Genomic DNA, 19,593 nt, shown 5'->3' with positions numbered 1-19,593 from the left:
CGATCGAGTGGCGATCGCCCTACGCGACGCCGCTAGTGGATGACTGGATGTAGACCGTGGCGACGTCGGGATGATGGTCGTGGTCAAGGGCGCGACCGACGTGGAACGGGGCCCGTGTAAAGTCCCGAACCAATCGCGTTCGGCCCGCCGCGTCCGCGGCGAAGGCAAGTTCGAGCTGCCCATCCTTTCCCGGCGCGCCGACGGATGCCTGGGGAACCGTCTCCATGGCGTACCCTTCGAAGGCCGGATGTGGAGCATCGGCGGCCATCTACGCGAACAACACCCCCTCAGTGAGGGGATCGAGGACGCCCTCGATCCCCTCTCCTTCCCGACAATTGGTGGGTGCGACGGGCCCCTCCCGAACCTCGGCCGCGTCTCGCTCCATCGTGTCGAGGTCCGCGCCAATGTGGGGGCGAAGTCGGTCTTGTTGATGACGAGGAGATCGCACTCCACGACCCCCGGTCCGCGCTTTCGTGGGATGTCCTCGCCCTCGGCCACCGAGATCACGTAGAGGGAGTAATCGGCAAGTTCGGGATTGAACGTCGCCGCGAGGTTGTCACCACCGCTCTCGACGAGGACGAGATCGAGGTCGGGATGATCGGCGAGGAAAGAATCGATCTGCGCCAAATTCATCGAAGGATCCTCACGGATGCCAGTATGAGGGCACGCACCGGTCTCGACACCTGCGACCAGATCCGGCGAGATCAGTCCCGTAAAGCGCTCACGGAGCGTGTCGGCGTCCTCCTGGGTCAGGATATCGTTGGCGATCACGCCCACGTCAAGGTCGCGCTCGGTGAGCTGTGGAACGAGTTCGGAGACGAGTGCGGTTTTGGCCGATCCCACGGGACCACCGATCCCAACCGTTGCCACGTCGCGGTGGGTCAGGCTCACGAGTCCGCCCCGCGGATCCCGATCGATGTTCCTCCTCGACGGCTTCCTCGTCGTTCTCTACGTCGCGTGCTCCCTCAGTGCGGATCGGATCGTGAACCGTGACGAGCTTCGTACCATCGGGAAAGACAGGCTCGACCTGGATCGTGTCGACCATCTCGGGCACGCCCTCCATCACGTCCTCGGTCGAGAGCAACTGGGTGGCTCCAGTTCGGATCTCCGCGACGCTCCAGCCGTCGCGTGCGCGCTCAAACAATCCAGTCCGAGACGTACGCCACGACCTCGGGATAGTTCAGCGCGACGCCGCGCTCTATCCGGCGGCGCGAGAGCTCTGCGGCCATGAACACCGTGAGGCGCTCTTGTTCTTTCGGAACGAGGTTCATTGTGGATCTCTCATAGCATGTACCGCTGTGCGAGGGGGAGTTCGTCGCTCGGTTCGCACGTTACGGGCATGCCGTCAATCCGAACCTCGAAGGTCTCGGAATCGACGGCGATGTCGTCGGGTGCGTAGCTGTTGTAGTGCATATCGGACTTGTCAAGATCACGGATACCCGAAGCGGGCACCACGTGGCTGTCGAGGTCGTAGGCCTCGCTCACGCCACCTTCGTGGGCGGCCTCGCTGACGAACGTCAACGAGAGTTCCTGCTTCGCGCTGCCCATCGCGCCGGCGCGCTCGCGCTGGACGGTCGGCTCGCAGGTCATCAGCGAGCCGTTTGCCTCGCCCATCGCTGACGAGATCGGGAAGCCGCTCTTGAAGATACGTCGGGTTTGATTCCGAAGAACGCCGGATCCCACACCACGAGGTCGGCGATCTTGCCCGGTTCGAGGGACCCGACGTACTCGTCGATGCCAGCGGTGATCGCGGGGTTGATAGTGTACTTGGCAAGATAGCGCTTGATCCGGTGATTGTCCGCGTTACGGTCGGTGGACAGCGGCCCGCACTGCGCCTTCATCTTGCTCGCGGTTTGCCACGTCCGGGTGACGAGTTCGGCCATCCGACCCATCGCCTGGGAGTCGGTGGTCATCATCGAGATCGCACCCATGTCGTGGAGCACGTCCTCGGCCGCAATCGTCTCGGGACGGATGCGTCGAGTGCTCCAGGTCGTCCATCGCGATGGAGCAGGCCGTCGACGCCATCAACGGAGCTAACGGATACGAATCGGGCACCGTTGGTATCCAGACCGAGGACATCTCAGTTGAGTTCGACGACGTACGCGAAGGCCAGCTCCGCGTTTCAGGCGACCACGCGCTCAGAACTGACTGAGGCTCTTTCGCTGCTCGCAACCGGATCAGTGGATATCTCGCCAACACTCACCCATGAGGTGACACTAGGGGATTTACAGGAGGGCATCGATCTCATCCGCCAAGGCGACGAGCAAGTAGGCCGCGTCGTCGTCAACACGTCCTAAGGTAGAACAGTATCACCCCTCGGGGGCGTGCGAACGGGGACAAGACGGTAAGATGTCGGATCCGTACTGAAAATCTCGTGTAAGATACAAATAACACGGGGCTGGCTCTCTACCAATAGACAGGTAAATTTATAATGATTTCATCCAAGCTGTACTTCGCTAACCCCTAGTATTAACTAATCGCCCTTTCTTCCGGAACCATGCCTCCGACATTCGATCCCCAGACGACGATATGGTACGACACGCCCGCGACGGAGTGGCTGGAAGCACTCCCAATCGGAAATGGCCGCCTCGGGGCCATGACCTTTGGACGCCCTGATACCGAACGCGTACAGTTCAATGCCGACACGCTGTGGGCGGGTGGCCACGAGGACCGGACGAATCCGGTCGCCCGCGAATACGTAGACGAGGTCCGCGGGCTCCTGTTCAACGGCGAGGTGGAACGAGCGCAGGCGCTCGCCGAGGAGAAGATGATGGGTGATCCAATCCGACTGCGACCGTTCCAGACGTTCGGGAACCTGTATCTCGAAATGGACCACGATAGTGTCACCGACTACCAGCGCGAACTTGACCTATCGGCGGGCATAGTGCGAATCCAATACGATCACGAAGGAACGACTTTCAACCGCGAGTACTTCGCCTCGGCGCCCCACGACGCCATCGTGATCCGCATCACAGCCGACGGTCCAGCCGACATGGCTGCGACGATCGGCTTCCACCGGGAGCAGGATGCCCGCGATGCCGCCCGAGACGACACCCTCTTTCTCCGCGGTACTGTATCCGACCCACCAGCTGACAACCGTGGCGAGGGCGGGTGGGGGATGCATTTCGAGGCGCAGGCCCGCATGGACGTACCAACAGGCGAGGTTCAACAGGTGACGGGGACGGACGCACCGCGCGCGTCGAGCGCCGGGCTCGCAGTCACGGGCACCGACGAGGTGACAGTTGTGTTGACCGGATTCACGAGCCACGAGACAGCGGACCCGACTACAGCCAGTGAGGACGTGCTGGAGACGGTAGCAGGTCAGTCCTACGGCGATTTGCGGCGGGCGCACGTCGCTGATCACCAAAATCTGTTTGATCGCGTAGAGTTGGACCTCGGCGATCCTGTGGACCAGCCGACGGACAAGCGTCTCAATCGCGTTGTCGAGGGTGACGATGATCCTCACCTCGTGGCACTGTACGCGCAGTTTGGGCGCTATCTCTTAATGGCGAGTTCACGGCCCGGCACGGAACCAGCGAACCTACAGGGGATCTGGAACGAGGAGTTTGATCCCTCGTGGAACAGCGGCTACACGCTGAATATCAACCTCGAAATGAACTACTGGCCGGCCTTGCAAGCGAATCTTGCAGAGTGTGCGGATCCGTTCTACGACTTCGTGGACGATCTCCGGAGACCGGGCCGCCGCATCGCCAATGCTCACTACAGCTGTGACGGCTTCGCCGTCCACCACAACTCTGATCTCTGGCGGAACGTCTCGCCTGTCGACGGCGCGTGGTGGGGTCTCTGGCCGATGGGCGCAGCGTGGCTTTCCCGCCTCGTCTGGGACCATTACGCGTTCACCCGCGACGAAGAATTCCTGCGCGAGACGGCTTATCCCATCCTGCGTGAGGCGGCGGCGTTCGTATTGGACTTTCTCGTTGAGCACCCTGAGCAGGACTGGCTGGTGACGGCACCGTCGATGTCGCCGGAGAACACGTATATCACCGACGACGGACAGGAGGCGACGATCACATACGCACCAACGATGGACGTGCAGTTGACTCACGATCTCTTCGAGAACTGCGTCACCGCCGCAGAGACACTGGGTGTGGTCGGAACGTTTCATGAGGACCTCCTAGCCGCGCTCGACTGTCTCCCGTCGATGCAGGTTGGCGAATACGGCCAGTTGCAGGAGTGGATCGAGGATTACGAGGAGGCCGATCCGGGCCACCGACACATCTCGCACCTCTATGGAGCACACCCAAGCGATCAAATCACACTTCGTGACACCCCGGACCTCGCGGACGCAGTGCGGACGACCCTCGACCGGCGCCTTGAACACGGTGGCGGGCATACGGGGTGGAGCGCCGCGTGGCTGGTCAACCAGTTCGCCCGACTTGAAGATGGTGAGCGAGCCCGCGAATGGATCAGAACGCTCCTAGCGGACTCGACTGCGCCTAACCTTTTCGACCTCCATCCGCCGTTTCAGATCGATGGAAACTTCGGAGGTACTGCAGGCATCGTCGAGATGCTGGTAGGGAGCCACGGAAGCGAGATTCGTCTCCTGCCGGCGCTCCCCGACACGTGGGAAGATGGGTCGGTTTCAGGGCTCCGTGCCCGTGGCGACTTCGAGGTGGACATCGAGTGGTCCGACGGGAGCCTGGATCGTGCGACTATCCGTTCGGGATCCGGAGAAAGCTGTCGTGTAAGGACGACGCCCGACATCGCCGTCGAAACGTCTGATGGTGCTCCCGTTGATGCGCACCGCGAGGACGGCACGCTGACCTTCGAGACGACTGAGAGAGGGCGCTACCGCGTGACCGCAACATCGAATTGACGTCTCCGTCACCAGTACTAAAGACACTACTCACTGAGTTCTAGAACCGTTTTGTTTTGATTCTCAGTTTGACTCGATACTCACATTCGTCTATATTGACTAGGATATCAACGAGGTGCCACGTATCGAAGTCCAACGCGGTACCGATCGCAGTCGATAAGTAAATTTCAGAGTATTGGATCAGGATTTCATAGAGGTTGTTTCGTGGGATAGTTAATTAGCTCGTGATATCATTTCAGCCAAATCAGTAACACTCACAACAGGGAGTAACCCATGCTATCCAAAGCGAGAATTCCCAGATGACAATGTCCGCATGGCCTCAACCGCCCAGCAGGCCGGCGAGAAAGCGATAGAAGCGTACAACGCCAGGCAGCAAAACGGATGACCCTCGGACAAGCATCCCCTGGGCGATTTCGGGGAGGCAAACTACATGCGATCCGACATACACAGATAATCTCGGACCCATTTATCAAATGAATAGAACACAGATATGCGTACTGTCTTATGACATCTTGACTCCTATAGGAATCGCTATGGGTGACGGAAGAAGGACAGTCTATTTGCGGAGGAGGATGGTTCCGTTACCCAGCGAATTAACCGGCTCAGAGAGGACCGCCGTGAATCTGATATTCTGAGCGTGCTCCAGAGCACCGGAATCAGCCGTCGAACGCTCTCCCGCATCCGTAAGGATGATGACCGCCTCGCTCTCTACGTCGAAACGGACGACGACCGAGTGGCTGACACACTCAATGAGATAGATGTCGATTCTGTCGATCGCCCCGAAGGCTTCAAGGAGCGTCTTCGGGTCGTCGTGCACAAAGACATCAGTGAGTCCGACAAATGATCAAATGAGGGAACCAGTAATGGGCGATTCATCCATACCCGACTACAAAGCGAGGTAGATCGGCGAACGAATTACGGACATGGGCTATCATCGGACTGCTGATCCTACAACTCGCTTCGAGAGCTTCAGATCGGGGATACTTCGGGGATGCCACGAGAGAGTCAACTGACGGGCTGTCTGTCTGAAATATGGCACGGTGACCGTCGTATCGCTCGTGAACGTGGTCTCTAACCCTGGTGGACAGAGCGTGAGTGGGACGAGCACTGGTCTCGACTTCTACGACCTGTGAGGCAATCGTATCCAGATCGGTACCTACGAAGAGATCCAGTTCACGAAGCCTAACCACGTCCTCTCTACGATGGATCTCTCGAGTCTCGAAGTATCCGAGTCCGCAATCACTGACTTCAAGAAAAGACTGGCAGCCAAATGAGCGTTGGTAAATTTAGACGAATTAAATACTAAATTATTGGGGATAATTACCGTCAATCGTTGGAGTCAGCATCGTTGTCTTCCACAAACGAGGACACCTCAGGCCGGATGGTACGCTGCCCGAACAGCCAGTCCGACCAGCTAAGTTTGAGCAGCTGGCGATCACGGTCCGGAAAGCGCCGTTCTGTCGTCTGTGCGTAGTTCACAAGCGCGACTAAGACCACACCGCCAATAGTGTTTCCGAGCAATACTGGCAACCAGAACTCGTAGAAGACGGTGAACAGCCCGGCTCCGCTGACCAACACGAAATAGAACGCTTCACACACTGCCGTGATGACGTGATACAGTTCAGCCCCAGCAATCATATAGAACACGATATAGATGAGCAGAAAGCGAGAGACGGTATCGCGTGCAGCGTGGTCGAGCCACACCACGCCAGCGACAAGCCATCCCGCAAACAGTGCCTTGAGAAACACGTCCCACCACCCGAGGGAAATCCCGTGCCGGGTGAATTCAGCACCAGCGCGCATCGCAGCAGGCGAGAGGACGTGGCTGTTTGCGAGGGCGAACGCGCCGAGTCCCGCTCCGATTGCGTTTCCTGCTAACACGATCAGCCACACTCGAAACAACATCGGTACGCTGGTAAGTCGGGTCAGAACCAGCGCGACTGGTGGTAACGTGTTCTCAGTATACAGCTGATATCGTCCCATGATGATGTAGAGAAAGCCAAGCGGATAGAGGACGGCACTGAGAAAGCTGTTGGTGGGAAAGAGGGCACTGCCTACTGCGTGTCCCAGGAACGTCAGCGTGATAGCGAACCCGGCGGCGAGCCCGCTGAAAAAAAGCTCACGAGTGCTCGAATCGATCTCCTCATCAGCACTCGCAACGATGCGCTGGAAGATCTCGTCCGACGAGAATCGATCACGGATGGCCGCTCCGGCTGCGGGAGCCCCACTCCGCGAGCGGTCGATCGTCTCTCGGAGCGCAGGAGTGTCGCTGTCCAGTTGTGATTGAATACCCAAGAACCCACCTGCTTCTGCGAGTGCCCCGAGGAGATGATCGAATTCGAGCGGGCCCTCATAGCGCTCACCGTTGATGAAGAAGGTGGGCGTGCCGGTAACATCACTGCGTGTACCGCTTTGGACATCCTGGTTGACGCGTTGTTTATGGACTCGCTCGTGCAATTCCTGCTTGAACTGGTCTGTATCGAGTCCGAGTTCGGCAGCATACTCGATGAGATGATCCTCCTCAAGTGCGTCTTGATGTTCATAGAGTTGGTCATGCATCTGCCAGAATTGTCCCTGAGACCCAGCTGCCTCGGCTGCTTCGGCAGCACGCTGTGCATGCGGATGTACCCTAGACAGGGGGAAATGGCGAAAGACGAATCGCAACCGGTTCCCGAGCCGGTCTTGAATCCGCCTGAGTATTGGATATAGATCGCTACAGGACGGACAGTCGTAGTCACCGTATTCGACCAACGTCACAGGTGCGTCGTCCGGCCCTTTGGTATGATCGCGTTCGTGAACTGGTGAAGCAAGTGTTGATACCCTAGATCGACTCATATGACTTCATCGGGTCGATTTCCCAGTTGGACTGTGTAACACTTCTGTCTTGTGAGTAATATACGCTATCAGTGGGGAATCCGCTCATCTCGTTTTTGACTAAATTGACCGATGTCACCAGATTCTGCGACGGAGTTTGTTTACATACATCTGACCGCCAGTATAGAATACTCATCTCTCGTTCCTCGTCAAGTGATTCACTCGTAGCTGTCATCATAGTGCTCTGGGATACACGAGAGACAGGCATAAACGTTAGTTCGAGACATACCAGCTTGAGACGATGGTAATCAGATAATCGCCAGAAAGCTGGGTGACCTTCGGTATATTTATCAGTCGCTATTCGACGTCAGGAGGGGCATCGAAGTCGACACCGAGCGCACGGCATAGACAGTTACCAACGGTCAGGAGATCCAGTGGCCGAGGCTTCTCGGCAGCCATCAAAACACAAGCGGAGACATCCTGAGCGCTATAGACCGTAGTCCAGATACCTCGGCCGTGGCGTCGCAGTGAGTGTCGCTGGCTGCCCGAGATCATTAATATTGGGTTACATACATACAGAATATGATATGACGATTACGACGTGATTGAAATCTTTGCAAGCGGGTCTTGTACATGCTACTGGGTCATTGTGAGTCAATAGCAGACGCATTACATCCATACGTCTGTAATTGGCATCGCCTCCTTCACCCTTGCCACTACTTCGGTGGGGTCATACTATCCTACAACTTTCAAGGAAACCTTCAGATTACGGGCCCACAAGCAGGCCGTGTGCACACATGAAGATACGCCGCTCCGTCGGCATGTCCTCGCAGCGTTCTGTCTCATGCTGGTCCCTCGTACCGCAAGATCGAACCGTTCGGTAATCGTTTTCACGAGGCGATTCGGCTGTGGTTTCATCAGCTGCATTTGTTCAAGCCGGACTGCCGGGATCAAGACGAGGTCACTGTCGATGAGACGAACATCGAAATCGACAGCCAAGTGGTCTACATCTGGGCGGCAGTCGATTGTGTGATGCTCGAAGTACTGGCTGTTTCGGTCTCTCCCAACCGTGCGATCTCTTGGATTGTGATATCACGCGAGAAACGTGGGGTAATCGGCCACTCATCGAAGCTTGGCTCGGACTGTTCAAGTGCCGAACCAGGCACTTCTGGCGATTGCTCACCGGTGCATCCCTGATTCCCCAGATCATGGCTCACTGCCGTTGCGACATTCCACAATGCGACGCTCTAACCTTGACACTTCCCTTTGTCTGCCCCAAACAGCCATGGTCGACTTTCTTATTCCTATCCTTTTTACGCGGTTAGACCATATGGTCAAACACCGATGTCAAAGGATCTCTCGCCCGAGACCGACTGGAACGCACTCTACATCGATGGTGAGTGGACTAGCGGTCAGAGCGATGCAACGCTGACTGACGAAAATCCGTCGACTCGGGAGGTATTCACTGAGGTTCCGGCTGCAACTGAGGCGGATGTCAACACCGCCTATGAGGCAGCAGCAGCCGCTCAAAGCGACTGGAAGGACCAGCCACCGGCGCGTCGACAAGAGGTGATTCACCAGTTCCTTCACGTTCTCCAAGAGAGCAGCGAGGAGATCATGACGTTGCTAGAGAATGAGGTGGGGGGCTCACGGATCATGGGTAAGACGTCGATACAGATTGCGTCTGACCACGCGAGCGAAGCTGCGACTCTCCCTCGACGTATGAAGGGAGAACACGTTGACTCGAATGTTCCAGGGAAGGAAAACCTGGTCCAACGGGGTCCCAAGGGAGTCGTCACGGTCATCTCGCCGTGGAATTTCCCGCTCAACCTCTCGATGCGTGCCGTTGCGCCCGCAATCGCTGCCGGTAACGCTGTCGTCCTCAAACCGTCGTCCAACTCACCGATTACAGGTGGGCTCCTTTTCGGCAAGCTGTTTGAGCAAACTGATCTCCCGGCCGGCGTCATAAATGTCGTGACTGGACGGGGGTCGGAGATCGGTGACCGTGTCGCTGGCCACCCCGAAAGCGACGTAGTGGCGTTCACCGGATCGACGGAGGTCGGCCAGCACGTCTCCGGGATTGCGGGGGAGAACTTGGCGATCCCAGCGATGGAACTTGGCGGAAACAATGCCCACATTGTGACGGCCGATGCCGATCTCAACCGCGCGATCGACGGCGGCACCTTCGGGTCGTTCGTCCACCAAGGGCAGGTGTGTATCTCGATTAACCGCCATATCGTTCATGAAGACATCTATGATGAGTACGTCGAGCGGCTCGTTGATCGAGCGGAGTCGCTGCCGGTCGGGAGTGCTCACGACAAGGACACGATCGTCGGACCGATCATCGACGAATCTCAGCGCGACGAGATGCTCGGCTACATTGAGAAAACGGTTGATGCGGGTGCCACGCTCGAAACGGGTGGCGAGGCCGTCGCGCTCGAAGGGATCGACAACTCCCTTGTTGTCGCACCCACTGTCCTTTCAGGTGTGACTAACGATATGGCCGCCGCCTGCAACGAACATTTCGGTCCGATCGCCCCTGTCATTCCATTCTCCGACATCGACGAGGCGGTCGAAATCGCCAACGATACTGAGTACGGCCTTTCGGGATCTGTCCATGCTGGGGACCTCGATGTCGGTAAGGAGATCGCCGAACGGATGGTGACCGGGAACGTCCACATCAACGATCAGCCGATCAACGACGAGGCGCACGTCCCGTTCAGTGGTACCGGTGCATCCGGCGTCGGTACGTACAACAGCGACGCCTTCCTTCACGAGATCACGGAGACCAAGTGGATCTCGATTCAACACGAGGCGCGCGAGTACCCATTCTGAAGTTCCTCTGAATTCCCAGTATATAGTCATATTACGGCCTTTCGATGGATCAGGATCCGACACCGTTCCGATTGCGTTACCGTGTTCAAGCTCGTCGACGAACGGGATCGCGAAATCTGCCATTGAGATGTAATTCTCACCATCCTCGTTGGTGATAGTTCACTCTCGGTAGTTCGATACTCCCAGGTTCTATCGCCTGTTTTACCATTGTGGCTGGCGCGACGTATATCCTTCAATATTTGATCCGTCCGACCTAACAGCAGTAACGGCAATCCATCAATAGACGATTTTTCTGAAGGAGGATAAGAGCGCGTCGCTACTGCCTGTGAGGTTGCGACAGTTCCAGGACATAGCCATCGGGGTCTGCGAGGAGGAGCCGTCAGTAGGGGCTGTCTTGGTTGTGGTTTGTGCCGATCCCTGTTGTCTGATCATGGTCCCAATCAGCGTCTGGTGGGCGCGGCGAAGGCGTTCTGAGAGCGCTTGGTGAGAGATGTCCAAGGACTCAGCCACCGCAGCAAGGCTGGTGTCGCGTGGCACCTTGAAGTATCCCATATTATAGGCCTGAGCAAGGGCCATGTGTTGGGCGTCGGTGAGGCCGTGGTGTGTAGACTGCTCACCGTCAATAGTCCGAATCGAGTCGACTATGAGACCGAGGTTGTAGGTCTTACAGACTGTATGGATTTCTGAGCAGGCCTCCCGGTTGGGATAGAGTAGCCGCAAGAACCACTCACTGCCACTCCCGACCGCCGAGAGTATCGTTGCCACTTCACCGGTCAGCATCTGGCAGACCAGCGCTACCCTTGTCACCCACTCAATTCGATAGAGCCAGGCTGGCTCCCCACCTGTCAGCCGCGTCGGTAGCGATTTCATTCATTGCCTTGCGATCTTCCCTACTGAGCCGACCTATGCGCCGAGCATTTCTCAAGGAAGACCGTGATCGGGGTAGATGGCACCGAGCTGGACATACTCTCCACTGGCCCCTCTTTCGCAACCACTAGAGTCTTCTGTCTTCCCTGAGCCTCCATAAATATGCCGACAAACGACGTCCCACGACTCGGACTTGGAACGTATTCAGACGATAACAGAGAGCACTGGGCTGAAATAGTCGAATCAGCACTCGAGGTTGGCTACCGTCATATTGATACAGCCCAGGTCTACGACAATGAGGAATACGTCGGCGAAGGACTCGAAAACGCGTCCGTCCCCCGCGAAGATGTCTTCGTCTCCACCAAGACGGTCCATGTCGACATTCCGGGTCCTAATCCTGATACAGAGGTATACTTGAGGCCGCCGAAGGGTGTCTTGATCGTCTCGGCCTTGATTATGTTGATATGTTATACGTCCACTGGCCTGTCGGCATCTATGATCATGAAACCGTTCTTCCAGCATATGACCGTCTCTACGAGGAAGGTGCGATCCGTCACGTGGGGTTGAGCAATTTCACGCCGGACCTACTCGACGAAGCACGGGAGGTCCTCAGCGCACCTGTCTTTGCTCACCAGGTCGAAATGCATCCCCTGCTCCAACAGGAGGAATTACACCAGTATGCTTGCGAACACGATCACTGGCTTGTCGCCTACTCTCCGCTTGCAAAAGGAGAGGTCTTCAACACCCCGGAAATACAGGAAATCGCGGACAAACACGGTATGAGTCCGGCGCAAATGAGCCTCGCGTGGTTGCTCTCGAAGGAAAACGTCGCCGTCATCCTGCGTACGATGAACGAAGACCACCTCCAGAGTAACTTCGAGGGCCAGAATCTCGAACTCGATGCGGAGGACATCGCGACGATCGACGCCATCGAGCGTGAAAAGCAGTGTATCGATCCCGATCACGGCCCGTGGAAGACATAGAATCGAGAGAACGGTCCGAAAGATGAACTCACCGATCCGATGCAGTTGGATCTGACGAGACACCGAAGTACGTACGAGTGGAAACGCGCACCGAAGAACGACACTCCGCGAGAAGACGAAACGTAAGTTAGATGAGACGTTTCGTAGTTGCCGTATCAACTAGGTTCTCAACGATTTCATCGATGCGTTCATCCTCCCGAGAATGCCGAGCGTCGATGCGATCCACCCTGAAGCCCTCTGTTTTGCGTTTCTGTGGTGAGAACCCTTGCATCGACTGGAGATGATCGCGAACGCGTTCAACAAGTCGATTTGAGTCTATCGACAATAAATTTATATTTCTGGTAGACTTCCCGTGTTCGCGCAGATGCTTCTTCCTCGATCCGTTTTCGTTCGAGGATGTCACGACCGTTCTGGGAGTGGACAGCGAGCAATGCTTTCCTCATTTGTCTCTGGAAGCAGATATTGCTTCCACTCATGCCGTCGCGGGTCAGAGTAATCACCCAAATCCGGATGTCGTGGCATCTCATCATAGTTGGCAAGCCGGTCGCGGATGGTACTTCGTGCGCGCTGGCCCTCATCGGACATTCCAGAGAGTCCCTCAAAGACGCCTGCAGGCTGGATCGTGATTTCGAGCCCATGAGGTGTGTATCGGCTGCGTCGTGCCTCGTAGAATGGTGCACGAGCAACCAAGAACATGGGTTCGCCGGCGAAACAGTAGCGCCACTTCGGATGGTTAGGATCCGTGGGAACCAACTCGGGCCACGGCTCAGGATCCCGATCCCAGAGGGCTTCAAGCAACTCCCAAAACTGGCGCTTGTACGTCTCTGTAGATTGTTCGCTTATCGGCGGTTCAAACAGGATAACCAGTGAGGTAATATCGCCAATTGTTCTATAACCATCAAGGTAGGTCACGAGCGCATCTGTGAGTTGTGAGCGGGCAGTAGGGTCATCTGGGCTGCCGGGAAAGAGATATCGAAAGCATCCGGTCCGTTCGGCTTCGACCGCGAAATAACATGGATAGGGAGTATCCCCATCGGTCATCGTTTCGTGGAAGGTCGTATACCGCAGTGCCTTCCAGTCAGCCAATGCATCACGCTCGATAGCGTCTTCGAGTTCGCTTTTCGTCCAGAGCTCGTCTGTATCGAGCGTTCCCATTTGTATAGCTGAGAGGAAGTAATTAAGAGTATATTTCGCCTGCATGCGCTTGCTGTCTCACTTTCAGCAGGAACGCAAATTTTCATCCGTTGTGAGGGGTAGTAGATAGAGCGGCCAGCGTGAGAAAGTCCTGCGCTTATGCTCCTTACTCCCGATAAACGCCATAGGTAGAGAGTCACATGAATAGCGAACCCACGATGAGTGGCCCGCAAAATGCCGCTCGACGAAATTACGAACATATAACGGAAGGCATTATATCAGATGGCAAACGATCGACGCTGTCGAAATATCGGGCTGATGACTTCGACAGTGTGTTACTTATCGCATCGGCTCCAAGAGGGGGCAGTAGCCTCCTTTTCGATATCCTTCGACACCATGAAGGAACGTGTAGTCCCGATGGCGAACACGGCCAATGGTACACCTTGAACGGGATCTGTTACCCGGCGTTCGAGTCCGACGTCGTTCCTGCTGACTTCGAGTCGTTCAACCGGGAGCAGCTTCTGACAGATATCCTAGCTGATGTCGGCGCAACTGAGCGATCCGGCGACCGAACGCATCGTGTAGACAACGCGCTCGTCCGACTTCCATTGCAGTTCCCGCATCGAGATATTCCGTACGAGCAGGTGCGCGAGGAATTGCTCGAGGGCGCCTCCCTCGATGAAGTACTCGAGGGATTCGGGATTTCGACGCTACAGTACGATGAGTACGCAAGAGAGGACGCAGACAGTCCGCTCGAAACCGAAACGATCGAGGACCGACCGTTCGTCTCCTCGCACGATCACAAACGCAGTCTCACGGCTGACGACTTCGAACGGACGCTCATCCTGAAAGCGAGCGTTGATGCATACCGACTTTCATGGATCCGCAATCAGCTATTTCCCGAGACAGACATCAAAGTCGTTCATCTCACGCGGAACCCGGCGGCGTCGATTAACGGTCTCTATGATGGATGGCGTCTAAACAGGGGGTTCCAGACGTACGACGTGGGTGACCTCGATTTCGAAGGATACGACGGCTCGCTGTGGAGCTACGACCTTCCGCCGGACTGGGTTAACGAGGGAAAACTCATCGATATCTGCCTGGCACAGTGGACCCAAGCTCACCGCCACATCCTTACTGACCGCGACGCGTTCGATGATGTCCTTCGAGTTCGGTTTGAGGACGTCATCACCGAGACCGACGCTACCGTCGAGGAAATCGTCGAGTTCGCCGATCTCGGCGAGTCGGCGCTGCTTTCTGAGAACGTTGAGAACCCCAATAAAGTGATGACGACGAAGGAACCGGAACCCGCTCGCTGGCGAAACAGAGCGGATCTCATCAAGAGTGTACTCGAACGAGCCGATGGGACGTATACCGACATCGTCGAGCAACTGGAATACACGGAGGAGTCAGAATGGATCTGAGCGAAGCGGCAGCCTCCCACGGTACAACATACTCCCCTTGTGAGGCACCTAAAGATTGTGAGTTATATCTCGAAACCGCGCTCCTCTGTACGGTTGCTGGGTCTCGCGGATCTACTCCCAACGAACACCAGTTTCTCGAACACCCCCACATCGAGAATACCGAGACACTAGAATCGTGCTACGACGGAAAACAAGCGATGGATTTCACGATTACAGCGGATGAGACGATTCTCATGTCAAACGATACACCGAACGCGGCGTCGAAACTCGCCGGACAGTACGACATCGAAACGACCAGTGTCGGTACAATCCGAGCGAGTGCGAATGAACTCGCCTCTCTCACAAGGGAGGTGGACTGATGGTGGGCGAAACAACATGGCTCTTCGGGCTACCGTGTTCCGGGAAGACAACCCTCGCTGAAGGATTAGTTGGTCCGAAGACGGTCCACTTGGACGGAGATTATCTTCGCGACACGCTCAACACCGACCTCGGGTTCTCGAAGGAGGACCGCACTGAGAATCTCAGACGTGCTGCCGGGATAGCTGAAGGGTTAAACAAGCAAGGGTTCGATGTCGTCGCCTCGTTCATTACACCATACGAATCACAACGCGAGATGATTCGTGAGAAGGTAAGCGACGTTGCGTTCGTCCACGTCAAAGCACCGATTGATGTGTGTGAGGAGCGCGATGTGAAGGGCATGTATGAACAAGCTCGGAAGGGGAAGATAGAGAACTTCACCGGTATCGATGCGCCCTTCGAGGTGCCTGAGCAAGGAGAGGGTGTGCTCGAAGTGCAGACTGCGATGCACTCAAAGAAGGAAAACCTCAAGGAAATCAATATGGAGCTGAATCGTCAGTCCGAGCCGAGCCACGTGTTTCTCGGTCGGTGGCAGCCACTCCATGATGGTCATCGTACTATCATCGATTCCGTTGCCGACAACAGAGAGGTCGTTGTTGCTATCCGCGACACCGAGCTCAGCGAGAAAAACCCGTTCACTGCACAGGAGCGAAAAGAACTCATTGAAGACGTATATAGCAATCATCCGAACGTCGAGGTGATGATCGTTCCAGACATCGATACGGTCACTGTTGGGCGTGAGGTAGGGTATTCGGTCGTCTCGGTTCCTGAGGAGATAGCGGAGATAAGTGGAACAGAAACACGGCAAGAGTACGAACAGTGTGAACTCCTCACAGGGAAGCATTTATCGGACTAGGTATGTTCCATCTGATGCCAAACGTATCGCGCTTGTTTCTTGGACGAACTTGATAGTTCGGCGACATAACGCGGTGGTATGCCCAGCGGTGCCGAAACCATTTATAACCATGCCGAAAGGATGCTTACTGACGCCACCGTCAATGGCGAACCGATCGACCCCGAACGTACAGCGTAGCGTCAGTAGATGGCTTCCTCATCCGGTCGTAGCTGTTCCAGTTCTCTTGAGCAGACGACGTCCAGCCGTTCGAAGGGGAGCCAGTGATCCCAAGAGCCCATCGACGACGAGCACGGGGTCCGGGAGATGGTACGTCATTGGCCGTTCTCCATGATCTCGACGGTTCCTTGGGTGCCATCAATTCGCACTCGTTGTCCCGTCTCGATGCGGCGGGTCGCTTCGGGGACCGATACCACCGCGGGCAACCCGTATTCCCGTGCGACGAGTGCGCCGGGGCTCATTTGGCCGCCGACCTCCACGACCATACCCGCCGCATTAAGGAACAACGGGGTCCAGCCGGGATCGGAGGGGGGCGCGACGAGGATTTCACCGGTCTCGACCGTCTCGCCTGTGGGATCGTGAACGACGCGGGCCGTCCCTTCGACGACGCCGCTCGAAACGCCTGTTCCGACGAGTGCACCATCCGGGACATCCGCGCACGTTCGGGGTTCGCGCTCGGCGCTTCACCCTCGCTCGTCAGCACCGGCGGCGCATCCATTGTCGTCTGGTGCTCGAATTCGGCGCGCCGGGCCGCGATATTGACGTCGATCGAGTCGCCCTCCAGCGCGGCGAACAATTCGTCTTTTCGGAGGAACCAAACGTCGTCAGGATCGGTCAAGCGACCCTGGTCGACGAGCACTTCTCCGGCATCCCGGGATGCTTCGTGCCACGCTGCGAAGAGGTGCGCAGTACCATGTTTGGGGTATTCGCGGGTCTGAACGTAGTTCCGATACGTCCGGATCAGTTGGCGGACGAGTCGTTTCCGGATCGAACCCAGGAGTCCGTGGTCGGCCTGTTGTTCGAGACGCTCGGCCGCTGCGCTCGCCTCCTGTTCCATCTGGCGGAGGTGCTTGCGGTGTTCGCCTGCTTGTTCGTGGTCGAGGTTCGCGCGAACTGTCGCGAGCAGTCCAGACGGATCTTCGCACCATCGCGGACGGCTGATATCCAACTCGCCGGTCACACGATGGCCGAACTTCTCAAGATAATCCTCAAACGCAGCTCGGAACGCCTCACCACCCTCTCGGGATTCGATCTCTGCAAGCGATGCATCCTCTCTCAGCGCGTCAGCAACAGCGGGATGGTCACGCGCCACATCCGCGAGGTCCCCCAGTCCGAGGTTGATCCGTGTCACCAGCTCATTCGGAAAGCCTCTACCGACATCGTTTACAGCCTTGGGAGCATCCGGAAACAGCTGCTGGAGCAATTTTTCTGCTACCATGGCAGCATACAACGAGCCGATGCGCGGATAGGTGGTAAGCTCACTATTGTCGGTCTCAAAGACGGCACGAGCACGTTCAGCGGGTGTTTCGGGCGCACGTACGTAGGCAGCAACGTTTTCTCCCCATGTGTTCCATATGGCTTCCTCGTGGTCTGGAGGATTCGGCTCACCGACGAACGCTCCGAAGAACCCGTTAAGCATCGTTGCGATCAACGGCCGTCCTTCTGTCCAAACCGCGCCAGCGAACCGACGCAACAGCGTGAGTGTCTCACGGACAGTCCGCTCTTCTTTGAACGCCTCGCCGCGTCGGGCCAATAGATCATTGACAGCAGCGCTGAGAGGTTCACTCGTTGCTGATAGCCACTTCGGGACCCCACGCCGAAGAACACTGACTCCTAAGAGCGGTGTCATATCCACGTAAATCCGCCCACCGGCCTCGACGGCCCATTGCGTGTCAGCATCTATCCCAAACTCCATCACCCAGAGTTGGGTGAAGTCTTTCCAGACGTCCCTGACGAGCGGCGGCATCGCTTCGGCAAATGCCTGTACATGCCCCATACTGAAATAGACGTGCAGGCGATCGTCGTCCGGCTTGGGCAATGGTACGGGAAAGAGCGACGTGATCGGGCGGGCCTGGACGATGGAGAACGCCCCGTCTTCAAGACACCATTCGATGTCCTGTAGCCCCTCAAACAGCGCTTCGATCTCCTCGCCCAGCTCCACGAGCGTCCGGACCTGCTCGTCGGTGAGGACCCGGTCGGTCGAATCGAGTTCGACCGTCTCGGTGCCGCCGTTCGGAGTCGGTCGAACTGCGACCTGTTGGTCGCCAACCTCGTAGTCGAGGATTTCGCCGGTCCGCTTCTCGACGGGAACGGTGTCGGCGGTCACTTCCCCCGACACCAACGCCGCTCCGAGACCGATCCCCGCCTCGATGGACGCGATGTGACGATTGCCAGTCTGTGGATCGGCGGTGAAGAGAATACCAGACACGTCGGGAGAGACCATCCGCTGGACGACGACCGCGATCGCGACCTCCTCGTGGGACACGTCGTTTCTGGCTCGGTAGGTGATCGCACGATCGGTGAACAGACTCGCCATGCACGCACGCACCCGATCGACGATGGCATCTGTGCCGCGGACGTTGAGAAACGTCTCCTGTTGGCCCGTAAACGACGCCGCCGGAAGATCTTCGGCGGTGGCACTAGAGCGGACGGCATACGCCTGCTCCGGATCGTTCGCCATCGCGTCGAGGGCGTCCTCGATCGCATCTCTTGTGGGATATCCTGTTCTCGAATACGGATTCGGAGGCGGCCCCTGCATCCGCGATCGCTTTCGTGTCCGCCGGGTCGATTTCCGATAGCTCGTCGATCGCGTCCTCTGGGTCATCGTGCGCCTCGAATGTTCAGCAATCGAGGAACGGCCTCTTCGCGGTACTGGGCGAGGATGTCGACGTAGAGCTCCTCTTTCGAGTCGTAGAACTGGTAGAACGTGCCCTTTCCGATTCCCACCGCCTCAGTGAGTTCCGAGATCGATGTCTTACGGATGCCATAGCGACCCAAGAGCCCACGCCCGGTGTCACAAAGCGCTTCTCGGACTCGTTCGCGCTTCTCCTCAGTAAAGGTCGGCATGGCTGGGCTGGTGAAGCAGTAGGTGAATTGTTAGTATCTTCCCTCTGTATCGCGCACGATGCCAAGCTACACCGCCAGTCGTGCACCGTCGTTTCGTCGCCATGATCCAATCTATGCTATATGACCATTATATTCTTTCGTCAAATAGGCTGATCGACAACACCATCATCTGTTCCGACCGCTTTGTCACCGTTGAATGTGACGAGGCAGCCAACCGACGGGTTCGGACAAGGCTTTCCGTGCACTGGCGACGCAGAGGACCACGGGGACGACATCCTCGGGGATAAGGATGGTAACCAGTACTACTAGTGGCGGTGCTCAGGATCATCGGCATGGATGTGCCGCTGGTATCCGAGACGAACCATCCCGACGTGCGCGCAATACCGACGAACAACAGATAGATGCGAAGGCGTTCATCCACAT

Annotated in this window: 15 protein-coding genes and 4 pseudogenes; 8 read left to right on the top strand and 11 right to left on the bottom strand. The window is 56.9% G+C overall.

Translation table 11 applies throughout. The features are described 5' to 3' along the window. Window positions 1–19 precede the first annotated feature (19 nt). The 4 genes and pseudogenes from MW046_RS19470 to MW046_RS13835 all read right to left on the bottom strand — a co-directional run. Window positions 20–268, bottom strand: a complete 249-nt coding sequence (locus MW046_RS19470; RefSeq protein ID WP_282190238.1) for an urease accessory UreD/UreH family protein — start codon at window positions 266–268, stop codon at window positions 20–22. Then, window positions 269–885 (bottom strand): annotated as a pseudogene (gene ureG, locus MW046_RS13845) (urease accessory protein UreG). Beyond that, a pseudogene (locus MW046_RS13840) lies at window positions 779–1,271 on the bottom strand (urease subunit gamma). The pseudogenes ureG and MW046_RS13840 overlap by 107 nt, the downstream one beginning before the upstream one ends. A 10-nt stretch (window positions 1,272–1,281) precedes the next feature. After that, window positions 1,282–1,976 (bottom strand): annotated as a pseudogene (locus MW046_RS13835) (amidohydrolase family protein); the annotation flags it as partial. A gap of 26 nt (window positions 1,977–2,002) precedes the next feature. Here MW046_RS13835 and MW046_RS13830 point away from each other — a divergent pair. From MW046_RS13830 to MW046_RS13820, 3 genes are all read left to right on the top strand, one after another. After that, window positions 2,003–2,152, top strand: a complete 150-nt coding sequence (locus MW046_RS13830) for a hypothetical protein (RefSeq protein WP_247995166.1) — start codon at window positions 2,003–2,005, stop codon at window positions 2,150–2,152. Next, a complete protein-coding gene (locus tag MW046_RS13825; protein ID WP_247995165.1) occupies window positions 2,085–2,297 on the top strand; it encodes a hypothetical protein in 213 nt (70 codons plus the stop codon). Before MW046_RS13830 ends, MW046_RS13825 begins: the two co-directional genes overlap by 68 nt. A gap of 200 nt (window positions 2,298–2,497) precedes the next feature. Then, entirely contained in the window at window positions 2,498–4,837 is a 2,340-nt protein-coding gene (locus MW046_RS13820) for a glycoside hydrolase family 95 protein (RefSeq protein ID WP_247995164.1), read from the top strand. A gap of 556 nt (window positions 4,838–5,393) precedes the next feature. On the opposite strand, the gene MW046_RS13815 is transcribed toward MW046_RS13820, so the two are convergent. Further along, complete coding sequence (locus MW046_RS13815) at window positions 5,394–5,654, bottom strand: hypothetical protein (RefSeq protein ID WP_247995163.1); 261 nt, start codon at window positions 5,652–5,654, stop codon at window positions 5,394–5,396. Between the two features lie 509 nt (window positions 5,655–6,163). Next, the gene (locus MW046_RS19575; RefSeq protein WP_368411425.1) at window positions 6,164–7,672 is read right to left on the bottom strand and encodes a formate/nitrite transporter family protein; all 1,509 of its coding nucleotides are present in this window, start codon (window positions 7,670–7,672) and stop codon (window positions 6,164–6,166) included. Window positions 7,673–8,995: 1,323 nt separating this feature from the next. Here MW046_RS19575 and MW046_RS13800 point away from each other — a divergent pair. Then, entirely contained in the window at window positions 8,996–10,486 is a 1,491-nt protein-coding gene (locus tag MW046_RS13800) for an aldehyde dehydrogenase family protein (RefSeq protein WP_247995162.1), read from the top strand. A 276-nt stretch (window positions 10,487–10,762) separates the two neighbouring features. Here the strand turns inward: MW046_RS13800 and MW046_RS19465 are convergent, their stop codons facing one another. Continuing rightward, window positions 10,763–11,266 carry a helix-turn-helix domain-containing protein gene (locus tag MW046_RS19465; protein WP_282190242.1) on the bottom strand — a complete coding sequence of 168 codons (504 nt, stop codon included), beginning with the start codon at window positions 11,264–11,266 and terminating at the stop codon, window positions 10,763–10,765. Window positions 11,267–11,515: 249 nt separating this feature from the next. On the opposite strand from MW046_RS19465, the pseudogene MW046_RS13790 reads away from it, so the two are divergent. Next, a pseudogene (locus MW046_RS13790) lies at window positions 11,516–12,336 on the top strand (aldo/keto reductase). Window positions 12,337–12,735: 399 nt separating this feature from the next. Here MW046_RS13790 and MW046_RS13785 read toward each other — a convergent pair. Further along, window positions 12,736–13,491 carry a YqcI/YcgG family protein gene (locus MW046_RS13785; RefSeq protein ID WP_247995160.1) on the bottom strand — a complete coding sequence of 252 codons (756 nt, stop codon included), beginning with the start codon at window positions 13,489–13,491 and terminating at the stop codon, window positions 12,736–12,738. Between the two features lie 179 nt (window positions 13,492–13,670). Here MW046_RS13785 and MW046_RS13780 point away from each other — a divergent pair, with 179 nt between their 5' ends. Genes MW046_RS13780 through cysC form a run of 3 tightly spaced genes read left to right on the top strand, consistent with a single transcriptional unit; the run spans window position 13,671 to window position 16,107 of the window. Beyond that, window positions 13,671–14,894 carry a sulfotransferase gene (locus MW046_RS13780; RefSeq protein WP_247995159.1) on the top strand — a complete coding sequence of 408 codons (1,224 nt, stop codon included), beginning with the start codon at window positions 13,671–13,673 and terminating at the stop codon, window positions 14,892–14,894. Continuing rightward, window positions 14,885–15,253, top strand: coding sequence for a hypothetical protein (locus MW046_RS13775; RefSeq protein WP_247995158.1), 369 nt, complete (start codon window positions 14,885–14,887; stop codon window positions 15,251–15,253). Before MW046_RS13780 ends, MW046_RS13775 begins: the two co-directional genes overlap by 10 nt. Then, complete coding sequence (gene cysC, locus MW046_RS13770; RefSeq protein ID WP_247995157.1) at window positions 15,253–16,107, top strand: adenylyl-sulfate kinase; 855 nt, start codon at window positions 15,253–15,255, stop codon at window positions 16,105–16,107. The genes MW046_RS13775 and cysC overlap by 1 nt, the downstream gene beginning before the upstream one ends. Before the next feature lie 311 nt (window positions 16,108–16,418). Here the strand turns inward: cysC and MW046_RS13765 are convergent, their stop codons facing one another. Genes MW046_RS13765 through MW046_RS13755 form a run of 3 tightly spaced genes read right to left on the bottom strand, consistent with a single transcriptional unit; the run spans window position 16,419 to window position 19,170 of the window. Further along, a complete protein-coding gene (locus MW046_RS13765) occupies window positions 16,419–16,610 on the bottom strand; it encodes a PEP-utilizing enzyme (RefSeq protein ID WP_247995156.1) in 192 nt (63 codons plus the stop codon). Then, window positions 16,562–18,928, bottom strand: coding sequence for a PEP/pyruvate-binding domain-containing protein (locus tag MW046_RS13760; RefSeq protein WP_247995155.1), 2,367 nt, complete (start codon window positions 18,926–18,928; stop codon window positions 16,562–16,564). The genes MW046_RS13765 and MW046_RS13760 overlap by 49 nt, the downstream gene beginning before the upstream one ends. Continuing rightward, a complete protein-coding gene (locus MW046_RS13755) occupies window positions 18,925–19,170 on the bottom strand; it encodes a TetR/AcrR family transcriptional regulator (RefSeq protein ID WP_247995154.1) in 246 nt (81 codons plus the stop codon). Before MW046_RS13755 ends, MW046_RS13760 begins: the two co-directional genes overlap by 4 nt. Between the last annotated feature and the right edge of the window lie 423 nt (window positions 19,171–19,593).

The organism is Halocatena salina (assembly GCF_023115355.1).
In the GTDB taxonomy this organism is placed as follows: Archaea; Halobacteriota; Halobacteria; order Halobacteriales; family Haloarculaceae; genus Halocatena; species Halocatena salina.
This window is presented reverse-complemented; position numbering and strand designations above follow the sequence as displayed.

What these genes read in the sequence shown, in the direction of transcription:
- MW046_RS19470 (WP_282190238.1), bottom strand. Translation starts at nt 268, where the DNA reads ATGGCCGCCGATGCTCCACATCCGGCCTTCGAAGGGTACGCCATGGAG.
- MW046_RS13830 (WP_247995166.1), top strand. Translation starts at nt 2,003, where the DNA reads ATGGAGCAGGCCGTCGACGCCATCAACGGAGCTAACGGATACGAATCG.
- MW046_RS13820 (WP_247995164.1), top strand. Translation starts at nt 2,498, where the DNA reads ATGCCTCCGACATTCGATCCCCAGACGACGATATGGTACGACACGCCC.
- MW046_RS19575 (WP_368411425.1), bottom strand. Translation starts at nt 7,672, where the DNA reads ATGAGTCGATCTAGGGTATCAACACTTGCTTCACCAGTTCACGAACGC.
- MW046_RS13800 (WP_247995162.1), top strand. Translation starts at nt 8,996, where the DNA reads ATGTCAAAGGATCTCTCGCCCGAGACCGACTGGAACGCACTCTACATC.
- MW046_RS19465 (WP_282190242.1), bottom strand. Translation starts at nt 11,266, where the DNA reads ATGCTGACCGGTGAAGTGGCAACGATACTCTCGGCGGTCGGGAGTGGC.
- MW046_RS13785 (WP_247995160.1), bottom strand. Translation starts at nt 13,491, where the DNA reads ATGGGAACGCTCGATACAGACGAGCTCTGGACGAAAAGCGAACTCGAA.
- MW046_RS13780 (WP_247995159.1), top strand. Translation starts at nt 13,671, where the DNA reads ATGAATAGCGAACCCACGATGAGTGGCCCGCAAAATGCCGCTCGACGA.
- MW046_RS13775 (WP_247995158.1), top strand. Translation starts at nt 14,885, where the DNA reads ATGGATCTGAGCGAAGCGGCAGCCTCCCACGGTACAACATACTCCCCT.
- cysC (WP_247995157.1), top strand. Translation starts at nt 15,253, where the DNA reads ATGGTGGGCGAAACAACATGGCTCTTCGGGCTACCGTGTTCCGGGAAG.
- MW046_RS13760 (WP_247995155.1), bottom strand. Translation starts at nt 18,928, where the DNA reads ATGACCCAGAGGACGCGATCGACGAGCTATCGGAAATCGACCCGGCGG.
- MW046_RS13755 (WP_247995154.1), bottom strand. Translation starts at nt 19,170, where the DNA reads ATGCCGACCTTTACTGAGGAGAAGCGCGAACGAGTCCGAGAAGCGCTT.